The following is a 26,762-nucleotide window of genomic DNA, read 5'->3' as shown; positions in this document are numbered from 1 at the left end:
GCCAATCTAAGTCCTAGTGCTCACTGGCCCAACAATTACTCATAGAAGATGTCGCTCACGACCGTGAAACCCTTGGGGGCCTCGAGCCTTTGACTGCTGGTGCCCATCGCCGTGAGATTTCCGCTAACCCTGACCAACAACCCTTCGAGGTGCGCACGGCTGGCTTCCGCGTAGTCCTCGGGCCCTAAGTTCACCTTGGCACGTCGCTCCTGCCCTGAATCGTCAAGGACCGCGCTGATAGTGACGTCGCCCGGACCGGACGGGGCCGCACGGAAAAGCCGAACGACTTTGCCCTCCACGGTGATATCGTCTTTCTCTTGCATCTCTCGCAGGTACCGCGCAGCCTCGGCCAGAACCCCTTGTTGCTCCGGAGTGATTTGGAGCAGTTTCACCGGCGCAGCACTTGGAGCGAGTACGCTTTGCGTGAACCGTAATCGGTACTCCGACGAAAGGCCGCCCAAATGCGCTAGAGCTTCCAACTCAGTTGCATTTCCCACGCCGCTGGAACTAGCAAATTCCGACAGAGATCCACCAAGCGCAATCAAGCGCGCCGACAACGCTGAAGCCCGAGTGGCCGTATCTTGCATTCGCTTAGCAACGCGACGACCGAAGGGCAGGCTTTCGGCGAAGAGCGCCTGGGAGTCGTCTTGCTTCTGCACTCTTAGAGGAAGAGTAAGGTTGAGTATGAAACTCCCCCTTGATGTGGCCAGCCTTGCAGCTGCCGCATATGTCTCGGCATTCGCAGGCCGTCTAGTTGGCAGAACGAGCGAATTGTAAGAGAGAGCACTCGCCGAACCCAGTACGTACTGCCTGAGCGCGCCGATGGCGTCATGGGCCAGGGTGAGCGGCGCTGTTCCTGATGGCGTCTTCGGAGTAAGTCTGACCGCCAAAGAATCGGCACCCTCGGACTCAACATCAGCGACTACCTCAGTTGGCAAGCGGCGCTCTGCGAGAGCTAGCGTCGCGTATGCTCCTTCTAGATCGTCTCGGATGTTCAAGAGACCCTCGGACGACGAGGGAAGAACGACGACGAGCTCCCGCTCATCGATATGGGTACTCCAGACCGTCTCCCTGCTTCCAGCGGAGACCACAGACCAACCAGCAGCTTTCAAGTAATCACGAACACGGGACAGTTCTTGTTCGACCGCGCTAACCGGGCTCTCGGTCACTGCGCCAGACCCTCACCAGGGAAAGCCCAAGCATAATCCGCATTCTGCCAGAGCTCTTCGAAACCTCGAACAGTTGATTGCGGGACGCCAAAAGTCTTCAACATTTTACGCAGCCCTGCTTCATCGAGCGTATTCGCCTTGGGCAAGCGGACGACACAGGTCTCTTTGTTTTTCGTCGCCTCGGCGCCTTCCAACGAGACCCACGCGGATTGTCCAACCAGAAGCGTACCCTCTGTGAGCGACCGTGTCGTCTCGCCATCCTCTGCAACGCCTATTACCACAAGAATGCGACGAAGGCGCTCCTTGGAGTTCTGTAGCACGTTGTATGTTGATACGTCCAAGTCGTAGGCCCACTCCTCCCCGTCGTCGCGAAGCGCGTTAGTCGTCTTGACCTGCACGAGCACGGAGGGATTGAAGACGCCTTCCACCTCCTCCCGCAGTGTCAACTGGATATCGGCCTTCAATAGGTCAGTTGTGGCGTGCGGTCCATGGCTCAAGCCCGCACCTGCAGCAACAACCGACAGCCAGGACTCTCCGAAGTCCCCCTGCAGGACGCTCCGCATCCCGTCTGGGAACCCGGCCAACGTGGACACGACCACGATCTTTATCACAGACACTACGACCGGCCGTGCGTCGCGCCTACGGCTCCGACTCCATGCTCGTATCCAACGCGCAACGGGCATGTATCTCACGAGGGGGAGCGATGGGTAGCGCCCCGTGGGCCGTCAGTTACTGATGCCGAAGCCAGCCCGTCGCACCAGGACGCCAACCTTGAGCGCTAGACCGACCAAGCGCATCTCGAGACCTGCCAGATCCTCACCCCCCCGACTCTCGAGCTGGTAGAGCGCCAGCACGGTGCGTCCGTCGTCGGTCCAGCCGAGCCGGCGGCTCGGCTGTCTGAGGTAGTCCAGCGGCGAAGTGCTCTCCTCGGCCCAGCCTCGGCCACCGAGTCGCGTCATCGCAGCCCACCAAGACACGCGTCGTGTAGCGACTCCCAGAGGACAGCCAGCCCCCCCACCACCACTGGTTGAGGGCCTGGGCACAGCGGCTAGAGGTCTTTCCCGGGAGATGAGGACTAACGCGCCGCACCGCGCTCAGCGCCGAGGCGCAAGAGGAGTCGCAAGGCTCGGCGCTTCCCCCCGTTCCTCGAGTCCTGGGCGGAATCACTGAGCACAGGTCGCACGTTTTGAGTGGGACCGGCTGCACTGCGCTCATATGGGAGCAGTGCGCGCGCCGCCGGAATCAGAGCGGGCCGTCCGGAGGGCATTGACGATTGTCTGCCCGTAGAGGCTGTAGCCACCCCTATGATCCGCCTAGGTCGACGATGATCGAGCACAGCAGTGTAGTCAGTTGAGAGGATGAAGAGTGGCAGTTCAAGGACGGGCTAAGCGCCTCTATCGGCGCGACATTACAACCAAGATCGCAGGTTTGCTAGGCATTGACGCTCCGGAGGTGCCGCCCGGTAGCACCGTGGGTACTAAATTCCTCGACGCGGTTGTCCGAAAATTTGGCGGCGACCCGGCTTCACTCCCGACTACTTACCGAAAGCTTGAATTCGCGCTCATCGCTGCTGGCGAACGGTACGAAGGGGGGCACGACTCTAGCGAGCACCTCGGCCCGGACGGCGGCGGCACCGTCACGAATGGTGGTTATAGAAAACTACTGCGCGGAGTTACCGCTCAGCCGCAATGCTTCATTCTAAATATTGCAGATCATCCGGTAAGTAAGCAGTACGCAGACGTTCCCGGCGAGTCCTATGGCTTCGATGACAACGTGTCTGGCCGCGTTCCATTCCTTGAGGCGGGCGCCGGATCACGTGTCGTTTTCTACCGAACTAGGAAAGCAACCCAGCAGCCCCGGCGAGCGTTTATCGCACACGCAGTCGTTTCCGAGATTGGGGCCGTCGATGGCGAGGGCTACCGCGCAGAGTTGACCGACTATCAGGAGTTTGACCTACCCGTCCTCGCCGGCGACGTAGCCATCGAAAATTGGAACCCTCAACACGGAATCGTTGAGATCGACTACGAAACTCTCGCCGCCATAGTTCAGGCTGGAACGGGCGCACCAGTCCCGCTTGCATCCCAGAAGTTCGACACAAGCACAGTTCAACCCGCAACGGCTCCTATCACAGCACCTGTTCCGCAGGACGTCAAAAACGAGAATGAAGCAGATCGCCTTCTAAGTGGTGTCCCGCCCGTAGAAGCCTCGGTAGACCTGTCGGCTACCGACCCGTTGCCGGAAGTCCTTCCCGCTCCAGGGACTGCAAACCCTCTGGTTGAGGTAGTTGCGCCGGCAGGACTGACAGACGACGTCGAGCGGGAGAACACTGAGCGTCGAGCCGCTCGAGGCAAAGCTCGGCAAGCACTCGACAAGTACATCGAACGCCGCGCCGTACATGTCGCGAAGGTCTACCTCGCAAATCAAGGCTGGCGGCTTCACCGCGACTGCCAGAAGCTTGGCGTCGGTTACGACCTCGAGTTCCGTAAGGGTGACTCGAGTCTGAATGTTGAAGTCAAGGGCATCCAAGGTTCGTCTCTGTCCTTCAACATGACGGCACTCGAATGGGCGCGCGTGGTTAACGACCCCGATTTCATCGTCATAGCCGTGACCGGTGTCATTCAGGCCACGACGACGCAGGTACACATCCTCACCCGTGATCGCCTGGCCGCTGGCGAGCGCCGAGTAGTGCAATATCGCATGAACCTTCTTTGAGAATGCACTAGGCGAGCGTCGAGCCCACCGCCAGCCACAGATGGCCCGCGGCCCCCATACCCGGAACGGATAGCGACGCTCTGGACACGTTGTGTGATCCAGCCTCGGAACGGAACCGGCGACGGTGAAACGTTGTCGGCTCCGGCGCTGGTCGATGCGACGCCTGTTTGTGCCAGAGTTACGTAGCTAGCCTCTCGCCCTGGGCTACGTCCGCATTCAAGCCAAAGTGGCAGCGCCACGTCGGACATATCGAGTTACGCACTTTGCCGCTGCGTCCCGTCTGCATGCGTCCAACAAATCGAAGACGTTCGTCCGGCACCACAGTTTGGCGTCCCCGAAGTTTTTCTCTCGCAATCCGGCGATATCTTCAGTTGAACAGGTATGGATTAGATAAAGGGGGGGCGAATTCCCTGTGCGCGAGTCGAAACTCAGCGATTAGTCCAGGGTGGGATTAGGTCAAGGGCTTGAGGTACATGCGGCGCCGACGACCTTCGAGCAAGACCTCATCGGCGTTCACATCTAACTCCCAACCGGTGAGCTCGGCGAGGCCAAGGGCGTGGCCCTTGTCGGACAGCCGAAACCTAGGGTGGAAGTCGATGTACGGGCGGCCGTGCTCGACCCCGACAGTCACTAGCCCGTCCTCTGAGGTCCAGTCTGCTGGCGGTAGGGGCTGCATCATCGAATACTACGGTCGGCGACGCCAGCTCGTGGACGTAGAGGTGCGAGGGGCTAAACCGCGCCCGGTCGTCCTGACATCGAGGATCGACGACGGTCGTAGCGACCGGGAGCGAACTAGAGCGTCCTGCTGCTACATCCCGCCAAGACCAAGCGCCGCGATACATCTAGCCCAGGCCAAGCCGCCCCTGCACCTCCGGTAGTCCGACTGGGGTGGCGAACCGCAGGCCAGGCGGCCCTGCTATCCGCAGCGCGACGTGCGCCGCTCGCCCGCGACCATGCGCCCCACGACGCCTAATCTCTGCATCGTGCGTAATTCTGTCGAGCTCGCCGTTAATGTTGTAACAACCGGGATCAGCACCTTCGTCGGAGCGGACGTCGGTGGAGTGCTCGGCGCCCAACTGGGCTCTGTCGTGCCCGTGTTCATCGCGGACGCAGTCCGACGATCCGGCGTCAGGGTCGCCTCCGTCGCTGAAACCTCGACGGCACTCGCCGGCTTGAACGGCGAGAGCCTCAAGTATTGGCTCGAGACCCCTCGCAACGCGGCCCTCTTCACGGAGGCACTCAACGCCGCATGGCAGGCCCTGGACGAGGACAAGCTCAAGACGCTGAGTCAAGCCCTGGCGGACGGTCTCACGGACGACGCCGTGCTGGAGCTCAGCCGGCTCAGGGTGAGGACAACCGCCGCGCTCGACTCCGTGCACCTGCTGGTGCTCGAGTTCCTGACCGAGCCACCTCGACCAGAACGTGCAGGTTGGTCGCGGCAGGAGATCCTTGAGCGCTTCCCCTCGTTGGGTCCGGGAATCGATCCTGTGCTCTCCACCCTCGACCAGAGCGGATGCTTGGTAGACGTCAGCGGCTACGGAGGATCATCGGGGCGCCAAGCTTCGGAATACGGTAGTGACTACCTCGAATTCGTACGTCGAGCCGGTGGCGTGCAAGTTCTAACGGCTGACGAAGAATAGGACACCAGCCCCTGGGGCCTACTACCTCCCGCTGGAACCGAGCGATGAGACTCCGGGTCATGAAACCGTGGCGCGCGGCCACCCGCCGCGACGAGCGGTGGAGGGATCGTCGGTCGTGCGGGTCGCACCCCCACCCCCTGGTGCCACTGCGTCTTAGCGGTGCGGGGCAGGAGATGGGGCTGACGAAGAAGGCGTGGCCTGCTGAGTTGCGCTCGGACTCGCTGAGGCTGAGGGAGCGGGTCCCTCCTTCGCGCCACCATCGTTCATGGTGACGTTGTTGACCGTCACGTTGATGCCACCTCCGACCAGGAGCGCCAGCAGCGCCACGATCACCGCGGCCCACTCCGCCAGACTTCCCGTCGGAAGACTCTTGACGAACTTGGCCAGGGCGAGGAACAGCGGCTGGGCCTCGCTCGGTGCGTTCTGCCCTGCAGCGGCCACAGCTGCAGCCAGCTCTTGCCCGGTTCCCCCTTGAGCACCGCGAAACGCCCTGACCAGCGCGAGGAGCGACTCGCGGTCAGCCTTCGCCGCTAACTCTCGGATCAGAGGGTTGAGGTCGTAGACGCCATCCGGGATCGCAGCCATATGGCCGCAGTTCGGGCACGAGGACTGACCGCCGATCACGGTCGTGTGGATCGCGTAACCGAAGTGAAGACCAGACTGGAACACGCACCCGCAGCGGGGGCAGATCGCAGGGGCATGGCCATCCGCGATAACCGCCGCCATCTGATCGTGCTGCGCCGGAGTCATCGGGGGCAGCCTGGTCGTGGGCTGGAAGCCCGGCAAGCTCATGCCGTACTGCGGGGGCAGCCCTGCGCCCGGCACCACTTGCGCAGCGGGGGGCGGTGCCTGGTAGATCAGAGGCTGGGGCTCAACGCGCGGTCCCATGCGGCGTAGACGGGGACGGTTTGACATGGGGCGTGGCACCTCTCGTCAGGAGACCTCGTGCCAGCGCTGTGCCGACGTTCGACCCCTAGCGGGTGACGGCGAGGACTCGCCGTCTTCAGCCAATGGTCCTGGCAGGATGTGACATCTTCGGGAGCGACACGCCGCCAGATTTCCCGCAGCCGCGCACAACGTTGTGTGAGATTTGCGGGCTGCGCCCACTGGGCGGCAACCTCACCGCCGCACCATGTAGAAGCGCACGAACGTGGGGCGACCGTCGGTCGACACCAGCTCTCCCATCGGGTCTCCCATCTCCTGCCACCCAGCTCCGTAGACCTGGCGCAGGATGTCGCCCATCGGCGCGTCCTGCTCAGCCTCGAGCACCAGCCGGTCTCCAGACGTGTACGTCCGTACAGACCAATCGGGCAGGGTCCAGTCCGGCACCCAGGCCATGTTCAAGGTGCTGTCATTGCTCATCTACCCGATCTCCCTCTCGCGCTTCGTGGGGAACGCGAACCGTTCCCCATTTATGTGCCGATCAGCAGGTACAGCCCTACGTGATCGAGTGAACTCCAGTGAACGACCCTACGGTCGTTCTCCCTTGTCAGCGCGAGGATTAGTGAACTCTGATGACCCCTGGTCAACCACACCACTTCTACACAGGCGGTTGTCGGTTCGAGTCCGACCGTCAGCTCAATCAGGTGGATCCGACAATGGGTGCGGAACTTACCTATCCGACACCCTCGAGAATCTGAAAGGATTTGCCGTGTGGAAGCGCTTTTGGACCGCCGTCGTGTCCATCGGCGTCATTGTCGGCATACTTGCCGGCGCCGATCAATTTGGGGTTCTTCGGTGGGCGGTGGCAATTCTTGTCCTTGGAATCCTCATTGTTGCGGTTCCGCAAGTTTGGAAGCACGCACTAGCGATTTCTTCTGCTTATAGAGGGTACGGGCCCCTTCTTGTGCGCCTAGAAGAGCAGAGACAGATAGAGCAAAACCTGCTCGGCCAAGTGGTTGAGCACGACGAAGAGGTCCAGCGCGCATACGACGAAGGGGTCATCGAAGGTCAGGCACAGGTAGTTGGGGCCAGCTTAAATTTAGACTCAGCTTTGCCGGTACTCGTCTCGGTCAGTATCGAGTCTGGAACTCTTCGAGTTTGCGGACGCGTACCCACAGACGGGACGCCACCTTCGATAAACACTCGTTTCAACCTTGTGGCAGAGGGTCAGTTGGACACTTCGCTCGGAACACTTCGGGTGAGCCATGCAGTCAGGGATGGCTACGTCTGGTTTGTACCGGCAGGTCGTAAACTCACACCCTTTCTTGAAAGCGTCGCAAGTCAAGCGGGAGCCGATAAGTCCGCTCCGAGAGGCGTTGTTCTTGCGCCAATCGACCTCTCCGACCTCATTAATCCTTCAGAAGATGGTGATGACTCATGAGCATTCAAATAATGGCGAAGGTCGCTAAGATCCTGACCCCCACACTCCTCGCCGTAAATGTCGGTAAAGCAACTGGAGTTCAGGTTGGCGACGAAGTGATCCTGTTCCGCAGTGAGCATGTGAATGATCCTGTCACCGGCGAGGAACTGGATGTTGTGAACTTCGTTAAGCTCCGCCTTGAGATCAGTGAGGTGCGCGAGAAAATGTCCCTCGCCAAGGTTACGGACCGACAGCGGTCACAGTCCTCTGTGGGAGGCGCAGGGAAGCTGAAGACCATGGGCGACGGATTTACCGGTGAAGAAGACGTTTCAGTTCAAACTGGCGAAGACGTTGTTATTCGTCGAGAAGATCCCCCCGCCGAGCCTCCATTCTAAAACCACATCTCTCAAGTAACACTCTCTGTCGCCTTCTGGACCTGTCCGGCGCATGTCGCGACGAGTAGCGGCTGGTCAACCGCACGCGCACTGGCACTGAGGAATCCCCTGACGAACGTCGCTCATGTGCGTCGCATCAGCAAACGGCGGCGAGCAAGCAGATGCTTCCAGCAACCCTCAAGCAACTCATCGCCGGAACGGATAGAGGTCGGATCAAATTAGCTGGCGCTCACTCTGCGCGTCCAAGTCGACAGAAACTCGCATTGAACTGAGATTTACCTACACGCCCGGTCCGAGTAGGATGAACGAAGCCACCGAGTGCAGGCCGCCTCTCCTTGCAAGCGCTCAGTAGAGCGCGAGGCTCGGCTATGTGGATACTCAGTGCACACTGTTGGTACCGCGACCGCGCAACGCCTCTGGCCAGTTTTTAGACATCCAGCGGTGTGGTGATCAGCACCGTTGTTCCTTTTGGTCCGGACTTGATAGCCACCGTGCCGCCCTGCGCCTCGACAACGGCCTTGACGACGCTGAGTCCAAGTCCCGCGGTGCGGCCAGGACCCAAGTTCTTCGTCGTCACAAAGGGCTCGAAGGCGCGCTTGACGACCTCTGACGCCAACCCCGGACCCGTATCGGACACGCGGAACTCGACGTGGCCATCAGCAGAACCGGCGTGCACTGATACCGGTGTACCAGGTGGAGTGTGAGTTCTTGCGTTGACGACGAGGGCGAGCAAAGCCTGGGTCAGCCGGTCCTCGTCGCCCAACGCCACGACCGGCGGAGCGTCGAGAATCTCGACGTCGGTGTAGCCAAGCCCCGCGACCCGATCGCGCAGCACGTCGATCACGTCCGGCGCGAACACCGGACCGATCTCGACGTCGGCCCGGTCTGAGCCCGAATTCAGCGCGGTCAAGTCGTCGACGATCCGGCTCAGCCGGTCCAGCTCACGCCCCGCGATGGCGGCCGTGTCTGCCGCTGTCTGACCCTCCTCCGGACCCAGCGTCTCCAGCAGCTCCAGGTGCCCCCGCGCCACGGCCAGCGGCGTGCGGAGCTCGTGCGAGATCGCGGCGAGGAGCTGCTTGCGCTTGTCCTCGTCGTCGCGGATGCGGTCGAGCATGCGGTTGAACTCCCCCGCCATCGCGGAGACCTCGTCGCGGCCCTCGGGTTCTGGAACACGACTGCTCAGGTCGCGGAGGTCAACGGATCGCGCGGCTGAAGCCAGCTCGTGCACCGGACGCAGCGCCCGGCGCAGCGCGACCAGCAGGACGAACCCGCCCAGCACCAGCCCGATCGCGCTCGCCAACGCGATCCGGGTGAACGCCTGGCGCGCTGAGTCGAGACTCGGGCCGAGCGGGCCGAAGACCGAGACCTGCGCGATCGCCTGCCCCTGCGAGACGACGTCAGCCGTCAGCACGCGTAGAGGCCCGGCCGACGACCCGACCGTCAGGAGCCGGCCCACCGTCCCCCGGGGCAGACCACCGGAGCGGTCCAGCGAGATCAGCTCCGACGGACCGTCCTGGGTGCTCAACGTCTTGTTGCCCAGCGTCACGACGGTGAGGTGCTGCTGGCTGCCGGGGTGCAGAGCCAGGTAGCGCTGCACGGCCACGTCCACCTCCGCCGCGTCGGCGACCCCGTCGGCCCCACTCGCCTCAGTCAGCTGGTCGGGCAGCCCGAGAGCGAGAGCGGTGACCTCGCGCCGCAGCACCTCGTCCAGGTCCTCACGCTGCTCGACCCTGATGAGCTGAGCGGTGAGCAGTGCCGCCGCCAGCATCGTGACCGCGAGGATCGCGAGCGCGATCGACGCGATGCGGACGTAGAGGGAGTGCCTCACTCGAGCACCAGCCGGTAGCCGGCGCGCCGTACGGTCTGGATCCGCTCGGCACCGATCTTGCGGCGCAGGTGGCGGACGTAGGTCTCGACGACGTTCGACGCGCCGTCGAAGCCGTAGCCCCACACCTGGTCGAGCAGCTGGGTCTGCGACAGCACCTGCCCGGGGTGACGCATCAGCACCTCGAGCAGTGTGAACTCGCGCGACGACAGGGTCGCGTTCTTCCCGTGGATGCTGACCTCGCGCGTCCGGACGTCGAGGGTCAGGCCACCGGCCTCGAGCAGGACGGACGACGTCTGCTCCGGACGGCGGAGCTGGACGCGGACGCGGGCGAGCAGCTCACTGAAGCTGAACGGCTTCACGACGTAGTCGTTCGCGCCGGCCTCGAGGTTGGTCACCCGGTCCTGCACGGCGCCCTTCGCCGTCAGGACGATGACCGGGACGGCCGGGCGTACGTTCCGCAGCCGCGCGAGCACCTGCTCACCGGGGAGGCCGGGCAGCCCGAGGTCGAGGATGACCAGCTCGACGTCGTCGTGCTGCGCGAGCTTGAGGCCCGAGAGCCCGTCCGCGGCCACGACGACCGTGAAGCCGGCCGACTCGAGGCCGCGGCGGACGAAGTCGGAGATGCCGACCTCGTCCTCGATCAGGAGCACCATCGCCACGGCGGGTCAGTCCGCTCGGCGCAGGTCGAGCACGACGCCGTCGGCCCCGAGCAGGACGGAGTGCTCGACGCCCTGGGCGTCGACCACGGTCGCCTCCCAGGCGACGCGGCCAGCCCGTACGCGTTCGAGCTCGGTCACCTTGGCGCCGGCTCCGACGGCGTCGATCGCCGCCTCGCGCACGGTCGCTGACGGCGCGGCACTACCGCCGGTCTCGACCGGCTGCCACGGGAGGTTCGCGCCGGTGCTGTCGCGGTAGGTGAGGTCGTTCAGCACGAAGACGTCCGCGTCGTCGCCGTCCTCGTCGAGCCGGACCATCGCCGTGACCGGCTGGTCCACGAGGCTCTGGAGCTCGGCCAGGAGCGGCTCGACGGTGCCGTTCCGGTTGAAGTCCGCGGTCGCGGGCGCGGTCAGCACCCAGGCGTCCGGCCCGAAGTCGAGCTCGATGTCGTCGAGGACGAACTCGGCGGTGTCCCCGCCGTGCCGCAGGCTGCCCGACAGCCGGTCGAGCGCCTCGATCTGCTCTTGGGTGGTGCCCGCCTGGCCGGACACGGGCGGCGCGGCGCTCACCTCGTCGACGACCACGGGGGCGACGGACTCCTCGGGGTCGGGCCGCATCAGCAGCCAGGCCGTCAGCGCCAGCAGCGCGGCGACGGCCAGCGCCACCGCTCCGGTGGTCAGTCGCCGACGCGACGTGGTTGTGGGCACCTGGTCCTCCTCGTCCGACTCATTGTCCCGTGCGCGCCGACGGGGCCGTCCGCGTGGACGGCCCCTCGGCGATGCCTCAGCCCTTCGACAAGCTCAGGGAGCGGTCTTCGGGCTCAGCGGTTGGGGATCAGTCGTCGTCGCCGCGGTACTGACGCTCCCAGGCGTCCTCGGCCCGCTCGGACGCGCTGCCCTGGAACGTCTGGTTCACCCCGGCGCCGCCGTCGAGGGTGTCGCGGCTCCCGTTGCCCTCGAGGAAGTCGTCACCGTCCTTGCCGAAGAGGCGGTCCTGGCCGGAGTTGCCCTCGAGGCGGTCGTTGCCGGTGTAGCCGTCGACGGTGTCCTTGCCGCTGCCACCCTCGAGGTCGTCGTCGCCGGAGGAGCCGAAGACCTTGTCGTTGCCGGAGCCGCCGTCGATCTCGTCGTTGCCGGTGCTGCCCTGCAGCCAGTCGTTGCCGGAACCGCCGTCGATCTCGTCGTTGCCGGCGTTGCCGCAGATGGTGTCGTTGCCGCCGTTGCCGTCGATCTCGTCGTTGCCGGCGAGGCCGACGATGACGTCGTTGCCCCGCGTGCCCTCGATGTCGTCGGCGCGGTCGGTGCCGACGATCGTGGCGACGAGGCCGTTGCAGGTGGGGACGTCCGCGGCGGAGGCCGAGCTCGGCACCGCGAAGGCGAGGCCGAGGGCGGTGAGGAGGCCCGCGCCGGAGAGGGCGGCGGCGCGCTTGACGTTGCGGGCGAAGGGGGCGGTGGTGGTCATGGCGTCTGCTCCTGGGGCTTGGTGGTCGGTCTCTCCGACGTCCCCTACTTCATCGGGCGGCGCTGACGGGTCCCTGTCGTGCAGATGACAGTTCTGTCAGGTTCTCCGCGGCACTTGGCAAGAGGCGTTCGGCCCTGGTCAGCGCCTCGTCGCCGGTCCTACGGTGCAGACGCTGCTGTTCGCAGCCGAGCGGGAACGTGGTGCCGCATCACGCCGCCACACGAGCACGACGTCCGTCGCCCCACCATCGACGTCGTCGACGTCGGTCACCCGCTCGTAGCGAAGACAGGACACCCATGACCGGCCCAGAGACCCACGACGTCAAACGACGCACCGTCCTCGCCACCGCCGCTGTCGCCACCGCGGCAGGTGCCCTCGCGCCCGTCGCCGCGCACGCCGACACGAAGGCCACCCCATCGGCGACGTCTGCGGCGAAGGACAAGCCGAAGGGCAAGAAGCCGACCATCGTCCTGGTGCACGGGGCGTTCGCGGACGCGTCGGGCTTCGGCGACGTCATCGCCATCCTCCAGCGCCAGGGCTACACGGTCCACGCGCCGCCGAACCCGCTGCGCGGACTCAAGAGCGACGCCGCCTCCGTCAAGGAGTTCCTCGGGACCATCGAGGGACCGATCATCCTCGGCGGCCACTCGTACGGCGGTGCGGTGATCACCAACGCGGCGACCGGCAACGCGAACGTCAAGGCCCTCGTCTACGTCTCCGCGTATGCGCTCGCCGAGCACGAGACGGCCATCCAGGCCAACGCGCTGGGCAACGGCGCTCCCCCGCTCCTGCTCGAGCACCTCGTCCTGCGCCCCTACCCGAGCGCTCCCGCCGGTGACGCCGACGTGAGCATCGACCCGAAGTTCTTCCGCGCGGTGTTCGCCGCCGACCTTCCGCGGCGTCAGGCGGCGGTCATGGCCTCGGCGCAGCGGCCGGTCACGTTCTTCTCCCTCGGGGCGGAGTCGGGCCCGCCCGCCTGGAAGGACATCCCCAGCTACTTCGTCGTGGCCAAGCACGACAACGCCATCCCGCCGGCCGCCGAGCGGGCGATGGCCAAGCGTGCCGGGTCGCACACGATCGAGCTCGACAGCTCCCACGTGGCGATGACGAGCCACCCGAAGGCCGTCGCCGACCTCATCCGCAAGGCGGCCCGCGCGCACCGCTGACCCCACCTGATCAAGGTTCGCGGAGCACGCACGACAGGATGCTCCGGTGCGCATCGACCTGGAGCCGGACGAGTGGTGGTGGGGCGGCGCGGTCGCGGACGGCACGCTGATGCCGTTCGGGGCCGCGCCGCACCGGCGTGACCTGGCGACGAACGCCGGCCTCGTCGGCGACCCGACCGCGGGTGCGAACCAGTCCGCTCCCCTGCTCGTCTCCAGCCACGGGCGCTACGTCTGGTCGGACGAACCGTTCACGTTCGCCTTCGACGGGGAGGGCGGGCTGGAGGTCGAGGGGGACGTGGCCCTTCGACAAGCTCAGGGAGCGTTGGGCGGGGCTCAGGGAGCGGAAGAACGGGCTCAGGGAACGCTGGGGGACGCCTTCCGGGCCGCCGCGCGCGACCACTTCCCCGCCAGCGGAACGACGCCGGCCGAGCTGATGTTCACGGCGCCGCAGTACAACACCTGGATCGAGATGCCGTACGCGCCGACGCAGGAGGGGGTGCTCGCGTACGCGCAGGGCGTGCTCGACGCCGGGTTCCCGCCCGGGCTCCTGATGATCGACGACCGCTGGTCGGAGGACTACGGCGACTGGCGCTTCGACCCGACGCGCTTCGCCGACCCGGCCGCCATGATCACGCAGCTGCACGCCTGGGGCTTCGCGGTGATGCTCTGGGTCGTCCCGTTCGTCAGCCCCGACAGCGAGAACTCGCGCACCGCCGCCACCCGCGGCTGGCTGGTCCGCGAGCCCGACGGGAGGCCCGCCGTACGTGAGTGGTGGAACGGCTTCAGCACCGTCCTCGACCTCACGAACCCCGACGCCGTCGGCTGGCTGCGCCGCGAGCTGGACGCGCTGCGGACCACGTACGGGGTCGACGGATGCAAGCTCGACGCGGGCGACCTGCGCGACTACCGCCCGACCGACGTCACCTACGCGGGCACCGGGCCGGGCACGCCGACCAAACAGAGCGAGGCCTGGGCGCGGCTCGCGGCCGAGTACCCGTACAACGAGCTGCGGGCCTGCTGGAAGGCGGGCGGCCAGCCGCTCGCCCAGCGCCTGCACGACAAGCCACCGACGTGGGGCGCTGACGGGCTCGGGTCGCTGATCCCCGAGGTCCTCGCGCAGGGCCTGATCGGCCACCCGTACGGCTGCCCCGACATGGTGGGCGGCGGGGAGCTCGGCGGGTTCCTGGGCGGCGACCCGCTCGACGCCGAGCTGTTCGTGCGGTGGGCGCAGTGCTCGGTCCTGATGCCGATGGTGCAGTTCTCCCTCGCCCCGTGGCGCGTGCTCGACGCGGAGCACCTGGCCGCGGTCACCGAGGCGGTCGCCCTGCGGCAGCGGCTCCTGCCCGAGCTCCTCGCGCTGGTCGAGCACGCGAGCCGCGCGGGCGAGCCGGTCCTGCGGCCGCTCGCCTACCACCACCCGGGGTTCGAGCAGGTGCGCGACGAGTTCCTGCTGGGTGAGGACCTGCTCGTCGCCCCGGTCCTGGAACCCGGCGTGGCCAGGCAACACGTCACGTTCCCGCCCGGGCGCTGGGTGGCAGACGACGGGGCCGTCGTCGAGGGTTCGGCGGAGCGTGACGTGCCGGTCGACCTCAGCTCGCTGCCGTGGTGGCGCCGAGCCGCCTGACCTCGAGGGCGTGGCCCGCGGCGAGCAGCGGCAGGACGACCGCCCCGATCGCCGTGAGCTGGTTGACCGGGACCGGCCCGAGCTTCGTGGTCTGCAGCCCGTTCTCGGGATCGACGAAGGCCGTGCCCGGGAAGAGGATCGCCGGGGCCTGGGTGAGGAAGAAGAGCCCGCCCATCGTGGTCGACCAGCGCAGCCGCGACGGTGTCGTCGGCCCCGGGCGCCACGTCTCCCACAGCGTCAGGCCGGCGGCGACCACGGCGAGGGTGATCGTCTGCGCGTTGTGGAACTTCGCGTGCGGCGGCCACCGCGGGTTGAAGACGTGGGTCTCGTTCCAGTCGGCGGCGAACGCCCCGACCGCCGGGACGAGGGCCGCCACCGAGGTGAGGACCTTCCCGACGGGGACGGCTGCTCGACGGGGTGCGGTGGTCATGGGGTCTCCCTGGAGGTGGGTCGTACGCCTGCACGACGAGTGTGGGCGCGCAGCCGGACCTGCTCCGGGCCGGCCGCCCGGTGGACCCCCGCCCGGTAGCGTTGTCGGATGGACGAGCGACGGCGACCCGCCCGATGAGCGGCGGGCTCGCGGCCCTGCTGGACGACGTGGCGGCGATGGCCAGGATCGCGGCCGCCTCGGTCGACGACATCGGCGCCGCGGCGGGCCGGGCGAGCGTCAAGGCGGCGGGCGTGGTCGTCGACGACACCGCGGTCACCCCGCGCTACGTCACCGGCTTCACCGCCGACCGCGAGCTGCCGATGATCAGGAAGATCGCGCTGGGCTCGCTGCGCAACAAGCTGTTGATCATCCTCCCGGCGATCCTGGTGCTCAGCCAGTTCGTGCCGTGGGCGCTGACGCCGATCCTCATGGTCGGCGGCGTCTACCTGTGCTTCGAGGGCGCGGAGAAGATCTGGGAGAAGGTCGCCGGCCACCACCCGGAGCAGACCAACCAGCCGGCGGTGGTCCAGGGCGGCGACCAGGAGAAGACGATGGTGTCCGGCGCCATCCGGACCGACTTCATCCTCTCCGCCGAGATCATGGTCATCTCCCTCAACGAGGTGGCCGACGAGGGCCTGCTGTCCCGGGCGATCATCCTCGTCGTGGTCGGGATCGCGATCACCGCGCTCGTCTACGGCGTCGTCGCGCTGATCGTCAAGATGGACGACGTCGGGCTGCACCTGTCCGGGCGCGAATCGGGCACGGCCCGCAAGGTCGGGCTGGGCCTGGTCCAGGGCATGCCCAAGCTGCTGGCCCTCCTGTCGACGGTCGGCATGGTCGCCATGCTCTGGGTCGGCGGCCACATTCTGCTGGTCGGCACCGACGAGCTCGGCTGGCACGGCCCGTACGCGCTCGTCCACGCGGTCGAGGAGGCCGTGCACGGGGTGCCGGCGCTCGGTGGCGTGCTCGCCTGGCTGGCCAACACCCTCGTCTCCGCGATCATCGGCCTCGTCGTGGGCGCCGTGGTCGTGGCGGTCCTGCACCTGCTGCCCAAGCGGAAGAAGGTCGCGCAGCACTGAGGCTGCTCAGGGGGCGTCTGCACCGGCGGTGAGGGTCAGGAGCTCGTGCAGCTGGTCGACCTGCTCCGGGGTGAGGGCGCCGAACGACTCACGCAGGACCGCGTCCATCAGCTCGCTGCCGGCTCGGCGGGCGTCGTCGCCGCGCTCGGTCAGGCGGTGGCGTACGGCGCGCCCGGGACCGTCGACGCGGGCGAGGAGCCCGCGCTTGATCATGCGTCCGGCCAGCGCGCCCATCGACTGGTCCGTCTGGAAGGTCAGCACCGCCAGGTCGTGCAGCGAGGCCTCGGGCTGCGCGGCGAGGTGGCGCAGGACGTCCCACTGCACCAGCGAGAGCCCGAGCTCCGCCAGCCGGACGTTGGCCGCGCGGTGGTGGCGCCACTGGAGCCGCTTGACCGCGAGCCCGACCTCCTGGAGCGACGACGTCATGCCGCCAGACTACCGGTCGAAGAAGCATCCTTACCTAAGCGTGCTTAGATAGACCCATGACCACGACGAACACCCTCACCACCACCACGTACGCGCTCGAGGTCGACGAGATCGGGCACGTCCCCGTCCGCGTCGACGAGCAGGGACAGGGCCGCCCGGTCCTGCTGCTGCACGGGGGCGCGGGGCCGCAGTCCGTCGCCGCCTTCGCCGACCTCCTCGCGCGGGAGGGCGGCGTACGGGTCCTCGTCCCGACCCATCCGGGCTTCGGCGGCACCGAGCGACCCGCCGCGCTGGACAGTGCGCGAGGCCTGGCGGCGACGTACGCCGCGCTCGTCGAGCACCTCGACCTCACCGACCTCAGCGTGGTCGGGAACTCCATCGGCGGCTGGATCGCCGCCGAGCTCGCGGCCCTGGTGTGCGCCGGGCCGACCGGCCGGGCTCGCGCCCGCTGGCGCGACCTGACCCTGGTCGGCGCCGTCGGGCTCGACGTCCCCGGGCACCGTCCCGCCGACTTCTTCGCCCTCACGCTGGACCAGGTCGCCGACCTCAGCTACTACGAGCCCGACCGCTTCCGCCTGGACCCGGCCACCCTGCCGCCCGCGGTTCTGGCCCTGATGCCCGGCAACCGCGCCGCGCTCGCCGTCTACGGCGGCACGACGATGACCGACCCGACGCTGCAGAGCCGGCTCGGATCGATCACCGTCCCGACCCTCGTCGTGGCCGGCGAGGCGGACCGCATCGTCGACCCCGACGTCGCGCAGGCGTACGCGGCCCTGATCCCCGACGCCCGCTTCGTTCTGCTCCCCCGGACCGGTCACCTGCCCCAGCTCGAGACGCCCGGGGCGCTGCTGGAGCTCCTGATCGGCTGACCTCCGTGGGAACGTGCCCACACCGGGTGCGCCGCTCTGGCGGAGCAGACCAGTGGCCTATATGGTCTCGTCCAATCGACGCGACCAACGGAGGTCACTGATGGCACGGACGCAGCGCACGCCGGGACCCGGCTCGCAGCGCAAGCGCGACGAGGAGGTCTACGTCGAGCTGGCGAAGGACCCCGACTTCGCGGAGCTCAAGCGGCGCTACCGCCGGTTCGCCGTGCCGGCGACGATCGCGTTCCTGGTCTGGTACGTGACGTACGTCGTCTGCAACAACTGGGCACGCGACTTCATGGACACCCCGGTCGTCGGGCACGTCAACGTCGCGCTGGTCTTCGGGCTGCTGCAGTTCCTGTCGACCTTCGTCATCGCGTACCTCTACTCCCGCCACGCGGGCCGTGAGCTCGACCCGCTGGCGACGAAGCTCGGCGCCCGCTACGACGAGGAGACCGGACGATGACCCCGCTGCTCGTGCCCCTGGCCGCCGGCGACAACCGCGCGCTGACGATCACGCTGTTCCTCGCGGTCGTCGCGGTGACGCTCGGCATCACGTTCTGGGCGTCGCGGCAGAACAAGAGCGCGGCCGACTACTACGCGGGCGGGCGCTCGTTCACCGGCTTCCAGAACGGCCTCGCCATCGGCGGCGACTACATGTCGGCGGCCTCGTTCCTGGGGATCTCCGGCTCGATCGCCCTCTACGGCTACGACGGCTTCCTCTACTCCATCGGCTTCCTCGTCGCGTGGCTCGTCGCGCTGCTGCTGGTGGCCGAGCTGCTGCGCAACTCCGGGCGCTACACGATGGCCGACCAGCTCGCGTTCCGCATGCGGCAGGTGCCCGTGCGGACGGCGGCCGCGTCGTCGACCATCGTCGTGTCGATCTTCTACCTGCTCGCGCAGATGGTCGGCGCCGGCAGCCTGGTCGGTCTGCTCCTCGGCGTCAGCAGCCCCGGGGTCAAGAACCTGGTGATCATCGGCGTCGGCATCCTCATGATCGTCTACGTGACGCTCGGCGGCATGAAGGGCACGACCTGGGTGCAGATCGTCAAGGCGGTGCTCCTGATCATCGGCACGCTGCTGATCACGATCCTCGTGCTCGCGCAGTTCCACTTCAACCTCTCCGAGCTCCTCGGCGCCGCGGCCGAGAAGTCCGGCAAGGGCGAGGCGTTCCTGCAGCCGGGCCAGCTCTACGGCAAGGACCTGATCGGCAAGTTCGACTTCCTCTCGCTCGGGCTCGCGCTGGTGCTCGGCACGGCCGGTCTGCCCCACATCCTCGTCCGCTTCTACACGACCCCGACCGCGCAGACAGCGCGCAAGTCGGTGCTGTGGGCCATCGGTCTGATCGGCGCGTTCTACCTGATGACGCTGGTGCTCGGCTTCGGCGCCGCGACGCTGGTCGACACGGGCAAGGGCAGCCCCGTCGCCACCTCGTCGGGCAACGCGGCCTCGCCGCTGCTCGCCCAGGCCGTGGGTGGTGGTGAGGGCACGCTCGGCGGGGCGGTGCTGCTGGCGCTGATCTCGGCGGTCGCGTTCGCGACGATCCTCGCCGTGGTCGCCGGGCTGACCCTGACGTCGGCCTCCTCGCTCGCGCACGACATCTACGCCAACGTGATCAAGAAGGGCAAGGCGTCGGAGCGCAGCGAGCTGATCGTCGTCCGGATCGCCGCCTTCGGCATCGGGGCCGTGGCCATCGCGCTGGCCATCCCGGCCCAGCGGCTGAACATCGCGTTCCTGGTCGCGCTGGCCTTCGCCGTCGCCGCCTCGGCGAACCTCCCGGCGCTGCTCTTCAACCTCTTCTGGCGGCGCTTCAACACCGCCGGGGCGACGGCGAGCATCTACGGCGGCCTGATCGCCGCAGTGGTGCTGGTGGTCTTCTCCCCGGTCGGCTCGGGCACGGCGACCTCGCTCTTCCCGAACGCCGACTTCGCCTGGTTCCCGCTGCGCAACCCGGGCCTGGTCTCGATCCCGATCGGGTTCCTGTGCGGCATCGTCGGCACGTTGCTGAGCAAGGACACCGAGAGCCAGAAGCGCTACGACGAGCTCGAGGTCCGCTCCCTCACCGGCGCCGGCATCGAGAAGGCGGTTCCGCACTAGGGCGGGGTGAGCCTCAGGTGAGGTTGGAGAGCGCCGCCGCGACGGCGAAGCCGAGCACGGTGACCAACCCGGCGCGGTTGCCCGCCTTGCTGTGCGCCTCGGGGACCATCGAGTCGATCAGCATGACCAGGAGCGCCCCGGCGGCGAAGGCGTCGATCCCGGCCTTGACCTCGCCACCGACCACGTCGGCGAGTGCGTAGCCGCCGACCGTCGCCAGCACGCAGACGACGGACACGGCGGCCCACAGCGACACGATCGTGCGGGCGGGCTTGCCGTTGGCCCTCATGTCGCTCGCGGAGCCGATCCCCTCCGGCAGGTTGGAGACGAAGATGGCGACCAGCAGCGCCACGCTGACCCCCTGACCGGAGGCCAGACCGATGCCGAGGACCGCCTGCTCGGGGATGCCGTCGAGCAGGGCCCCGACCGCCAGCGGCAGCCCGCCCGCGCCGCCCCCGCTCCGCCCTCCGATGCGGTCCACCGCGCGGTCGGCGAAGAAGAACGCGAGCGCGCCGACCGCGAGCCCGGCCGCGACGGGCCCGGGCCCGCCGAGCTCGAGACCCTCCTGAGCGAGCTCGAACGCCACGCTCGAGATGAGGGCACCCGCACCGAAGGCGAGGACACCGCCCACGAGTCCCTTCCGCCAGCTGCGGGCGAGGGCCAGCAGCGCCCCGACGAACAACGACCCCGCGGCCACCGCACCCCACCCGAACGCGCTGAGCACGTCATCGCCTCCTTCGTCCCTCCCGTACCCGCTGCCCGTCGGGCGCGCCGCGGCCGCGGGTCGACCCTCATGCTGTCCGACGCGGCGGTCGGCCTGCGGCGTGCCCGTCCCGCTCAGAAGTGACGGCTCGATCGGCCCGCCGCCCTCGGCGTACGCCCAGGCCGTCGGGCTCGCTGCGAACGAGCCGTCAGAAATGCGCAGGGTCCGCCGGCACCCCGGGATCTAGCGTGAGCCCATGACCGCGATCACCCTCGTCCTCGGCGACCTCACGAGGCAGGAGGTCGACGCCGTCGTCAACGCGGCGAACCACACGATCCTCGGCGGTGGTGGGGTGGACGGGGCGATCCACCGGGCGGCGGGGCCCAAGCTGCTGGAGGCGTGCCGCCGCGTGCGGAAGACCACGTTCCGCGAGGGGCTGCCGACCGGGGAGGCGGTCGCCACGATCGCCGGCGACCTGCCCGCTCAGTGGGTCATCCACACGGTCGGGCCGACCTGGGCCAAGACCATCGACAAGTCGGGGCTGCTCGCCTCCTGCCACACCCGCTCCCTGGCCGTCGCGGACGAGGTCGGGGCGCGGACGGTCGCGTTCCCGGCGATCTCGACCGGCGCGTACCACTGGCCCCTGGACGACGCCGCCCGCATCGCGCTGGCGAGCGTGCGCGAGGCGAGCACGGAGGTCGAGGAGGTGCGGTTCGTGCTGCGCGACGAGCGGGCGTACGACGTCTTCGCCGCCGAGCTCGAGCGCCAGGGTCTCTGACCCGGAGGAGCTCGGCGTGGCTCCCGTCGAGGGGTCGGCGCGAGCGCAGAATCGACCTCGAGTGGGGCCCCGCCTGGGTGCGCCGGCGGGGCCCGCTCCGCCAGTGTTCCCGGCCCCGTCTGCGGCCCCGGAGGCCCTGGACGGGCACACTGGCCCGGTGGTCAGTGTCTTCGAGCTCTTCACCGTGGGGATCGGCCCGTCGAGCTCGCACACCGTCGGCCCCATGCGCGCGGCCAAGCGGTTCGTGGAGGCGCTCACCGCCTCGGACCTGCTGCGGCGCACGCGACGCGTACGGGTGGAGCTGTTCGGGTCGCTCGGTGCGACCGGGCACGGGCACGGCAGCGACCGGGCCGTCCTCTGGGGCCTGACCGGGCTCGACCCCGAGACGATCGACACGGGCGCGGCCCCCGGCCTGGCGCAGACGATCAAGGAAACCGGGCGGCTCCGGCTCGGAGGGCACCACGAGGTCGCGTTCGACGCCGGCGAGGACCTGGTCATGCACCGGCGGCGATCGCTCCCCTTCCACCCCAACGGCATGACCTGCACCGCCTGGGACGCCGACGGCGCCGAGGTGCTGAGCCGCACGTACTACTCCATCGGCGGCGGGTTCGTGCTGGACGACGACGGTTCCGGGCACCCGACGCTGCGGCCCGACGCGACGCCCGTGCCGTACCCGTTCCGTACGGCGGGCGAGCTCCTCGCGGCCTGCGAGCGCGAGGGTCTGAGCATCGCCGAGGTGATGCTCGCGAACGAGGCCGCACGTTCCTCGGAGGCCGACGTCCGCGAGGGGCTGCTGCACCTGTGGGAGGTGATGGTCGCCTGCGTCGCGCAGGGCACGACCACCCCCGGCGTGCTGCCGGGCGGGCTCAAGGTGCGGCGCCGGGCCGCAGACCTACGGACGTCGCTCGACGGGCGCCACGACGTCGACGTCGCGGCCGTCGCCCGCGGCGAGGTGAGCACGGCCGACCCGTTGGCCGCGCTGGACTGGCTGACCGTCTGGGCGCTGGCCGTCAACGAGGAGAACGCCTCCGGCGGGCGCATCGTGACGGCCCCCACGAACGGGGCCGCCGGCGTCATCCCCGCCGTGCTGCACTACGCCGTCACCTTCCTGCCGGGCCCGACCGAGGAGACCGTCGTCAAGTTCCTGCTCACTGCGGGGGCGATCGCGGCGATCTACCAGCAGACCGCCTCGATCTCCGGCGCCGAGGTCGGGTGCCAGGGCGAGGTCGGCACCGCCTGTTCCATGGCGGCCGGTGCGCTGGCCGCCGTCCTGGGCGGGACGCCCGCACAGGTCGAGAACGCGGCCGAGATCGGCATGGAGCACCACCTCGGCCTCACCTGCGACCCGGTCGGCGGACTCGTCCAGATCCCCTGCATCGAGCGGAACGCGGTCGGCGCCGTCAAGGCCGTCACCGCCGCCCGGCTCGCCCTGCACGGCGACGGCCGGCACACGGTCAGCCTGGACAAGGTGATCAAGACCATGATGGAGACCGGCGCCGACATGAAGATCAAGTACAAGGAGACCTCGCGCGGCGGGCTCGCCGTGAACATCGTCGAGTGTTGATGCGCGCCTTCCGCCCGCTCAATTCGTCGCCCGAGATGCCCGCGTGAGCGCTCACACCGGCCTCTGAGCTCATCTCGGGCTACGGATTGAGCAAGCGTCTCGCTGACCGGCGCGCTTCCCAGCGCTCCGCTCGGTCCGGAAGGATGTCGTGCGTGAAGCGGACCGTCACCAGCCACCTCGACCTCGGGCTCTCGGCGCCCGCCCGCCTCGTCTTCGCGATCGCCGGGGCGCAGGGGTCGCCGTTCGCGAGCGAGTCCCTCGCCCTGAGCGTCGACGGCGTACCCGTCGTGGCGCGGGAGCTGGTCGACTTCACCGGCAACCGCATGCACGTGCTCGACGCGATCGGCAGCAAGGTCCTCATGGACTACGAGGCGGTGGTCGACGGCGAGTCCGCCCCGCCGCCGGTCGACGACTTCGACCTCATCACCTACCTGCGGCCCAGCCGCTACTGCGAGTCGGACAGCCTCGCGCCGACCGCGGCCGCCGAGTTCTCCGGGACGCACGGCGCCGAGCTCCTCGACGCCGTCTCCACCTGGGTGTCGGGCATCCTCACGTACGTCCCCGGCTCGAGCCTGCCGACCGACGGCGCGGTCCGGACGTTCCTGGGCCGGCAGGGCGTCTGCCGCGACTACGCGCACCTCTGCATCGCCCTGCTCCGCGCGATGAACGTCCCCGCCCGCCTCGCCGCCGTCTTCGCCCCCGGGCTGAGCCCGATGGAGTACCACGCGGTGTGCGAGGCCTACCTCGAGCCGAGCGATACCAATGCGGGCGGCTGGTACGTCGTCGACGCCACCCGGCTCGCCCCGCGCCAGAGCCTGCTGCGCGTGGCGACCGGCCGCGACGCCGCGGACACCGCGTTCCTGACGAACTACGGCGGCACCGTCACCCTCGACGGCCTCGAGGTCACCGCCGTGGTCGACGACTTCGGCACCGACGACGGCAGCCAGCTCATCCAGCTGCGGTAGCCGACCACGGGAAGCTGGCGCTCAGCACGGCAGATCTGCCGGGTTCAGCGCCAGTTTTTCACGTGAACGTGAAAAACCTGGGGCACCTGGGACGTACGGGTCGAGGCTCGGGCGGGCTCGAGGCGGAGCGGCGGGACTGCCCAGATGCGGCGTACTGCGTTACAGTCCGTCTTGCGCAGCGCTGCGTCTAGGGCGCTACGCGTTTTTTCCACTACGGATCGTCGGGCACGTACCTGCCCGTGGAAAGGAAGTGTGGCGTGGCCACAGTCAACTTCAAGGACGCGACCCGCGTCTACCCCGGGGCCGACCACCCCAGCGTCGACAAGCTGAACCTCGAGATCGGCGACGGCGAGTTCATGGTCCTCGTCGGCCCCTCGGGCTGCGGCAAGTCCACCTCGCTGCGGATGCTCGCGGGCCTCGAGGAGATCAACGCCGGCAGCATCTACATCGGTGACCGCGACGTCACCGACCTGCCGCCGAAGGACCGGGACATCGCGATGGTGTTCCAGAACTACGCGCTCTACCCCCACATGACCGTCGGCGACAACATGGGCTTCGCGCTCAAGATGGCCGGCGTCAGCAAGACCGAGCGTCAGACCCGCGTGGCCGAGGCCGCCAAGCTGCTCGGTCTCGAGGACTTCCTCAACCGCAAGCCGAAGGCGCTCTCCGGTGGTCAGCGTCAGCGCGTCGCGATGGGCCGCGCGATCGTGCGCTCGCCCCAGGTGTTCCTCATGGACGAGCCGCTGTCGAACCTCGACGCCAAGCTGCGCGTCTCCACCCGTACGCAGATCGCCGCGCTCCAGACCCGGCTCGGCGTCACCACCGTCTACGTGACCCACGACCAGGTCGAGGCCATGACGATGGGCGACCGCGTGGCGGTCCTCAAGGACGGCCTGCTGCAGCAGTGCGACACGCCGCTCAACCTGTACGACAAGCCGAAGAACCTCTTCGTCGCGGGCTTCATCGGCTCCCCGGCGATGAACCTCATCGAGGGCGAGGTCGCGGCTGACGGCATCCACATCGGCGACTACGTCGTGCCGGTGCCGCGCGAGACCCTGGCGCGGGCGTCGAACGAGAAGAACCTGATGCTGGGCATCCGCCCGGAGAACTTCACCCTGGGTGAGGGCAACGACGGCATCGGGATCGACGTCGCCGTGGTCGAGGAGCTCGGCGCCGACGCGTTCCTCTACGGCACGGTCGCCGGTCTGCACGAGGACCAGCGCCTGACCGCCAACCAGATCACCGCCCGCATCTCGGGCCGGACGCCTCCGCAGCGCGGGACGACCGTCCGGCTGCGGATCGACCCGGAGCACGTCCACGTGTTCTCCAAGGCGAGCGGCGACCGGATCTCCCCGGACAACGCCCGCTGATCTGAGCCTGCTCACGACGCCCTCCTCCCTCCCCGGGAGGAGGGCGTCGTGCTGTTCCGACCCTCGAACCGTCGCGCTGGCCGGACGGTCGTCACCCCGGCTGGGAGGATGTGGACGTGCCCCGATTCCTGTCGGTCAAGCCCGACACCCGTCTGATCACGCTGCCCTGGAGCACACCGCTGGCGCAGTGGCCGACCGACACCCTCGTCGCGCTCCCCCGCGGCATCTCCCGCCACGTCGTGCGCTTCGTGCGCGTCGGGCGTGAGGTCTACGCGGTCAAGGAGGTCCTCGAGCACCTCGCCCGCCACGAGTTCTCCCTCCTGCGCGACCTCGAGCGCCTGGGCACGCCGTCGGTCGAGGCCGTCGGCGTCGTGATCGGGCGCACGGACACCGATGGCGGCCCGCTCGACTCGGTGCTGGTCACGCGGCACCTGCAGTTCTCCCTGCCCTACCGCTCGCTCTTCACCCGCGGCGTCCGCCAGGACACGGTCAACCGGCTCGTCGACGCGATGGTCGTGCTCATCGCCCGCCTGCACCTCATCGGCTTCCTGTGGGGCGACGTCTCCCTGTCGAACACGCTGTTCCGCCGCGACGCCGGCTCGTTCGCCGCCTACCTCGTCGACGCCGAGACCGGCGAGCTGCACGAGAAGCTCACCGACGGCCAGCGCGAGCACGACCTGCAGATCGCCCGGACGAACCTCTTCGGAGAGTTCCTCGACCTCGAGGCCGGGGGCCTGCTGGACGAGGCGCTGGACCCGCAGGTGCTCGTCGAGACGATCGAGAGCCGCTACCGCGAGCTGTGGGGGGAGCTGACCGAGGTCGAGGAGTTCTCCGGCACCGAGATGCACCGCATCGACAGCCGCGTACGCCGCCTGAACGCCCTCGGCTTCGACGTCGCCGAGCTCGACATCACCACCGACTTCGCCGGCTCGACGATCCGCATCCAGCCCAAGGTCGTCGATGCGGGCCACCACCAGCGCCGCCTGCTGCGCCTCACCGGTCTCGACACCGAGGAGAACCAGGCGCGACGCCTGCTCAACGACCTCGACTACTTCCGGGCCATGACCGACCAGCAGGGGGCCGACGAGTCGATCGTGGCCCACCAGTGGCTGACCGACCGCTTCGAGCCGGTCGTCAACTCCGTGCCCCAGGACCTGCGCGGCAAGCTCGAGCCGGCCGAGGTCTTCCACGAGGTCCTCGAGCACCGCTGGTTCCTCAGCGAGCGCGCCGGGGGCGAGGTCCCGCTCGAGGAGGCGACGCAGAGCTACATGCACACGGTGCTCGGCAGCCTGCCCGACGAGAAGATCGCCCTCTCTTCGATGGCCTCGATGGGCCCCCTCGCCAACCCGTACGACCCGTCGCAGGGCTACGACGACGACGAGGAGACCGCGCCGTACGACCCCTGGGAGGACGGCGAGGCGGCGGCGGAGGACGAGCCGGCGGCCGGTCCGGCCGGGTTCCTGGACATCGCCGCGCTCCGGGCACGGGCGGGCAAGGGCTGATCCCGCCGTGGCTCGCGAGTGCGAAACATTT

The 26,762-nt window shown here is 68.1% G+C and carries 26 protein-coding genes; 15 read left to right on the top strand and 11 right to left on the bottom strand.

The window, feature by feature from the left end; translation table 11 throughout:
• Positions 1-35 precede the first annotated feature (35 nt).
• Together FHX39_RS02155 and FHX39_RS02150 are read right to left on the bottom strand one after the other, a co-directional pair.
• Positions 36-1,169 carry a hypothetical protein gene (locus FHX39_RS02155; protein ID WP_183336429.1) on the bottom strand — a complete coding sequence of 378 codons (1,134 nt, stop codon included), beginning with the start codon at positions 1,167-1,169 and terminating at the stop codon, positions 36-38.
• Complete coding sequence (locus FHX39_RS02150; RefSeq protein WP_198423226.1) at positions 1,166-1,780, bottom strand: DUF4365 domain-containing protein; 615 nt, start codon at positions 1,778-1,780, stop codon at positions 1,166-1,168. Before FHX39_RS02150 ends, FHX39_RS02155 begins: the two co-directional genes overlap by 4 nt.
• A 754-nt stretch (positions 1,781-2,534) precedes the next feature.
• Between FHX39_RS02150 and FHX39_RS21935 the strand changes: the two genes are divergently transcribed.
• Both FHX39_RS21935 and FHX39_RS02140 read left to right on the top strand, forming a co-directional pair.
• Entirely contained in the window at positions 2,535-3,881 is a 1,347-nt protein-coding gene (locus FHX39_RS21935) for a protein NO VEIN domain-containing protein (RefSeq protein WP_183336427.1), read from the top strand.
• 983 nt (positions 3,882-4,864) lie between these two features.
• Entirely contained in the window at positions 4,865-5,521 is a 657-nt protein-coding gene (locus FHX39_RS02140; protein ID WP_183336425.1) for a hypothetical protein, read from the top strand.
• A gap of 153 nt (positions 5,522-5,674) precedes the next feature.
• Here FHX39_RS02140 and FHX39_RS02135 read toward each other — a convergent pair whose 3' ends face one another.
• Together FHX39_RS02135 and FHX39_RS02130 are read right to left on the bottom strand one after the other, a co-directional pair.
• Entirely contained in the window at positions 5,675-6,271 is a 597-nt protein-coding gene (locus tag FHX39_RS02135; RefSeq protein WP_183336423.1) for a hypothetical protein, read from the bottom strand.
• Between the two features lie 369 nt (positions 6,272-6,640).
• Entirely contained in the window at positions 6,641-6,883 is a 243-nt protein-coding gene (locus FHX39_RS02130) for a hypothetical protein (RefSeq protein ID WP_183336421.1), read from the bottom strand.
• A 289-nt stretch (positions 6,884-7,172) separates the two neighbouring features.
• Here FHX39_RS02130 and FHX39_RS02125 point away from each other — a divergent pair, with 289 nt between their 5' ends.
• Both FHX39_RS02125 and FHX39_RS02120 read left to right on the top strand, forming a co-directional pair.
• A complete protein-coding gene (locus FHX39_RS02125) occupies positions 7,173-7,844 on the top strand; it encodes a hypothetical protein (protein ID WP_183336419.1) in 672 nt (223 codons plus the stop codon).
• An 11-nt stretch (positions 7,845-7,855) separates the two neighbouring features.
• The gene (locus FHX39_RS02120) at positions 7,856-8,218 is read left to right on the top strand and encodes a FlgT C-terminal domain-containing protein (RefSeq protein ID WP_183336417.1); all 363 of its coding nucleotides are present in this window, start codon (positions 7,856-7,858) and stop codon (positions 8,216-8,218) included.
• A gap of 427 nt (positions 8,219-8,645) precedes the next feature.
• On the opposite strand, the gene FHX39_RS02115 is transcribed toward FHX39_RS02120, so the two are convergent.
• The 4 genes from FHX39_RS02115 to FHX39_RS02100 form a co-directional block, all read right to left on the bottom strand.
• On the bottom strand, positions 8,646-9,821 hold the full coding sequence (locus FHX39_RS02115) for a sensor histidine kinase (protein WP_183336415.1): 1,176 nt from the start codon (positions 9,819-9,821) through the stop codon (positions 8,646-8,648).
• 221 nt (positions 9,822-10,042) lie between these two features.
• The gene (locus tag FHX39_RS02110) at positions 10,043-10,699 is read right to left on the bottom strand and encodes a response regulator transcription factor (RefSeq protein ID WP_183340783.1); all 657 of its coding nucleotides are present in this window, start codon (positions 10,697-10,699) and stop codon (positions 10,043-10,045) included.
• Between the two features lie 12 nt (positions 10,700-10,711).
• On the bottom strand, positions 10,712-11,410 hold the full coding sequence (locus tag FHX39_RS02105) for a hypothetical protein (protein WP_183336412.1): 699 nt from the start codon (positions 11,408-11,410) through the stop codon (positions 10,712-10,714).
• Positions 11,411-11,537: 127 nt separating this feature from the next.
• Entirely contained in the window at positions 11,538-12,164 is a 627-nt protein-coding gene (locus FHX39_RS02100; protein WP_183336410.1) for a calcium-binding protein, read from the bottom strand.
• Between the two features lie 296 nt (positions 12,165-12,460).
• Between FHX39_RS02100 and FHX39_RS02095 the strand changes: the two genes are divergently transcribed.
• Both FHX39_RS02095 and FHX39_RS02090 read left to right on the top strand, forming a co-directional pair.
• Positions 12,461-13,330, top strand: a complete 870-nt coding sequence (locus tag FHX39_RS02095; RefSeq protein ID WP_183336408.1) for an alpha/beta fold hydrolase — start codon at positions 12,461-12,463, stop codon at positions 13,328-13,330.
• 46 nt (positions 13,331-13,376) lie between these two features.
• Positions 13,377-14,954, top strand: coding sequence for a glycoside hydrolase family 31 protein (locus tag FHX39_RS02090; protein ID WP_332836625.1), 1,578 nt, complete (start codon positions 13,377-13,379; stop codon positions 14,952-14,954).
• Here FHX39_RS02090 and FHX39_RS02085 read toward each other — a convergent pair.
• Positions 14,920-15,384, bottom strand: coding sequence for a DUF6640 family protein (locus FHX39_RS02085; protein WP_183336406.1), 465 nt, complete (start codon positions 15,382-15,384; stop codon positions 14,920-14,922). The genes FHX39_RS02090 and FHX39_RS02085 overlap by 35 nt on opposite strands.
• Positions 15,385-15,518: 134 nt before the next feature.
• Here FHX39_RS02085 and FHX39_RS02080 point away from each other — a divergent pair, with 134 nt between their 5' ends.
• Positions 15,519-16,463: a DUF808 domain-containing protein gene (locus tag FHX39_RS02080; RefSeq protein ID WP_183336404.1), complete on the top strand. Its 945-nt coding sequence runs from the start codon at positions 15,519-15,521 to the stop codon at positions 16,461-16,463.
• 6 nt (positions 16,464-16,469) lie between these two features.
• On the opposite strand, the gene FHX39_RS02075 is transcribed toward FHX39_RS02080, so the two are convergent.
• Positions 16,470-16,889, bottom strand: a complete 420-nt coding sequence (locus FHX39_RS02075; RefSeq protein WP_183336402.1) for a MarR family winged helix-turn-helix transcriptional regulator — start codon at positions 16,887-16,889, stop codon at positions 16,470-16,472.
• A gap of 56 nt (positions 16,890-16,945) precedes the next feature.
• Here FHX39_RS02075 and FHX39_RS02070 point away from each other — a divergent pair, with 56 nt between their 5' ends.
• From FHX39_RS02070 to FHX39_RS02060, 3 genes are all read left to right on the top strand, one after another.
• Complete coding sequence (locus tag FHX39_RS02070; RefSeq protein WP_183336400.1) at positions 16,946-17,758, top strand: alpha/beta fold hydrolase; 813 nt, start codon at positions 16,946-16,948, stop codon at positions 17,756-17,758.
• 100 nt (positions 17,759-17,858) lie between these two features.
• Positions 17,859-18,221 carry a DUF485 domain-containing protein gene (locus tag FHX39_RS02065; RefSeq protein ID WP_183336398.1) on the top strand — a complete coding sequence of 121 codons (363 nt, stop codon included), beginning with the start codon at positions 17,859-17,861 and terminating at the stop codon, positions 18,219-18,221.
• Complete coding sequence (locus FHX39_RS02060; RefSeq protein ID WP_183336389.1) at positions 18,218-19,852, top strand: solute symporter family protein; 1,635 nt, start codon at positions 18,218-18,220, stop codon at positions 19,850-19,852. The genes FHX39_RS02065 and FHX39_RS02060 overlap by 4 nt, the downstream gene beginning before the upstream one ends.
• 13 nt (positions 19,853-19,865) lie before the next feature.
• Here the strand turns inward: FHX39_RS02060 and FHX39_RS02055 are convergent, their stop codons facing one another.
• Complete coding sequence (locus FHX39_RS02055) at positions 19,866-20,573, bottom strand: ZIP family metal transporter (protein ID WP_183336387.1); 708 nt, start codon at positions 20,571-20,573, stop codon at positions 19,866-19,868.
• A gap of 235 nt (positions 20,574-20,808) precedes the next feature.
• On the opposite strand from FHX39_RS02055, the gene FHX39_RS02050 reads away from it, so the two are divergent.
• The 5 genes from FHX39_RS02050 to FHX39_RS02030 all read left to right on the top strand — a co-directional run bounded on the left by FHX39_RS02050 (position 20,809) and on the right by FHX39_RS02030 (position 26,731).
• A complete protein-coding gene (locus FHX39_RS02050; RefSeq protein ID WP_183336385.1) occupies positions 20,809-21,330 on the top strand; it encodes an O-acetyl-ADP-ribose deacetylase in 522 nt (173 codons plus the stop codon).
• A 136-nt stretch (positions 21,331-21,466) separates the two neighbouring features.
• On the top strand, positions 21,467-22,894 hold the full coding sequence (locus FHX39_RS02045) for an L-serine ammonia-lyase (protein WP_198423530.1): 1,428 nt from the start codon (positions 21,467-21,469) through the stop codon (positions 22,892-22,894).
• Positions 22,895-23,046: 152 nt separating this feature from the next.
• On the top strand, positions 23,047-23,859 hold the full coding sequence (locus FHX39_RS02040) for a transglutaminase-like domain-containing protein (protein WP_183336380.1): 813 nt from the start codon (positions 23,047-23,049) through the stop codon (positions 23,857-23,859).
• Positions 23,860-24,116: 257 nt separating this feature from the next.
• Positions 24,117-25,229 (top strand): ABC transporter ATP-binding protein, encoded by a 1,113-nt coding sequence (locus FHX39_RS02035; protein WP_183336377.1) that lies wholly within the window; start codon positions 24,117-24,119, stop codon positions 25,227-25,229.
• A gap of 116 nt (positions 25,230-25,345) precedes the next feature.
• Entirely contained in the window at positions 25,346-26,731 is a 1,386-nt protein-coding gene (locus FHX39_RS02030; RefSeq protein ID WP_183336375.1) for a DUF4032 domain-containing protein, read from the top strand.
• Positions 26,732-26,762: the final 31 nt, after the last annotated feature.

The organism is Microlunatus antarcticus, assembly GCF_014193425.1.
Taxonomy (GTDB): Bacteria; Actinomycetota; Actinomycetes; order Propionibacteriales; family Propionibacteriaceae; genus Microlunatus; species Microlunatus antarcticus.
The sequence above is the reverse complement of the archived record's forward strand: the minus strand, read 5'-3'. Positions and strand labels throughout refer to the sequence as shown.